Source organism: Mesorhizobium sp. M7A.F.Ca.CA.002.05.1.1 (genome assembly GCF_003998335.1).
In the GTDB taxonomy this organism is placed as follows: Bacteria; Pseudomonadota; Alphaproteobacteria; order Rhizobiales; family Rhizobiaceae; genus Mesorhizobium.
On record NZ_RZQI01001177.1, the window covers coordinates 1 to 1,496 of the forward strand.

2 protein-coding genes are annotated in these 1,496 nt (G+C 62.4%); both read right to left on the reverse strand.

Annotated elements, in window-relative coordinates; genetic code table 11:
* The coding region (locus tag EN939_RS33845) for an ABC transporter permease (protein WP_164751497.1) at window positions 1–599 on the reverse strand (599 nt) is incomplete at its 3' end.
* Window positions 600–869: 270 nt separating this feature from the next.
* Window positions 870–1,496, reverse strand: a 627-nt coding sequence (locus EN939_RS33850; RefSeq protein ID WP_127271787.1) for an MFS transporter, incomplete at its 5' end; no start/stop codon positions are given.

The following is a 1,496-nucleotide window of genomic DNA, read 5'->3' on the forward strand; positions in this document are numbered from 1 at the left end:
GGATTGTCGCCGGCGAAGTAGATGTAGCGGCCCCATTTGGTGTAGCGCAGGAACAGGAAGAAGAGGAAGGCGAGGCCGGCAAAGACGAACACCTCGACCGGAATATCGAGGAAGCGCAGGCCGCCGAGCAGCTCGACCCAGTGGCCCTGCGGCACCGGCACCGCATCCTGCGTGATCAGCTGCGAGCGCACATAGCCGAAGACGAAGGAGCCTGTCGCCAGCGTCACGAAGATCGCGGGCACATCGGCATAGGCGACGAGAAAGCCGTTGAGCAGGCCGATGGCCAGCACACCGGCCAGCACATAGGCGAAGGCCAGCCCGTCCGGCGTTCCCGAATTCAGAAGTTGCAGATACCAGGCGACAGACATCGCCATGATCGCCACGGCGGAGAGGTCGATGCCGCGTCCGATGATGACGACGGCCATGCCGAGCGCAAGGATGCCCAGCACCGACACGGAGCGGACGATGGCGACGAGATTGTTGGGATCGATGAAACCTGGCAGGCCTATGGCCGCTGCAACGAACAGCACCACCGCTATGGCAAAGACAATGCCTTCCTGATTCAGGCTCCTGAAATTCGGCCAGCCGATCGTGTTCATGTCTGCGTTTGCCCCGATGGCATCGCTGCCATCCCTGGGAAAGAACGCTAATCGGCCCAACGCCGGTTCGTCAAATGAATCCGCGCTCGGAACCCCGGCCGGCAGCGATATTTACCAAATGGACGCGTCGATTGCCGAAGCTGGCGCAATGCTCGGAAAACTCTGCACTTTTGGCAATTGCTTGCGCCATTGCCGCCACTCGCGAAAAGGCTGCACCAAGGCGAAAGGACAAGACGGAATTTATCTCCGCATCAGGCGGAAAAATCGATCTCAATTTCCCGGCGAGTGGCCGGAAACCTCCGCGCCCGCACCTGGCGGCAGCACGAGAAAACGCAACGCCGCCACCAGCCCGATGGCGCCGATCGCCAGGAAGGCCACTCGAAAATCCACAAGATCGAGGGCCGGCCGGTCCCTGGCGATCTGCGACAAATTGAGGATCGCCGCCGCCACCGCGACGCCGAACAGCATCGCCACCTGCTGCAGCATCGAGGACAGCGTCGCCGCCGAGCTTCGTTGCGCCGCATCGATGTCGGCGAAGGCCAGTGTGTTGAGCGCGGTGAACTGCATCGAGCGCGACAGGCCGGCGATCAGCATCAACGCCACCACCAGCGCTTGCGGCGTCTGCGGTGAGATCGCAGCACATGCCATGATCGCCGCCGAAGCGATCAGGCCGTTGACGACCAGCACCGACCGGAAGCCGAAACGGCGCAGCGTTGGTGTCGTCACCGTCTTCATGCCGAGATTGCCGAGGAAATAGGCCAGGATCATCAAGCCGGCATCGACGGACGAGAGGCCAAAGCCGACCTGGAACAGCAGCGGCAACAGGAACGGCGTGGCGTTGATCGCCACCCGGAAAATGGTGCCGGCGGCAAGCGTCGAGATGGCGAAGGTCAGCAC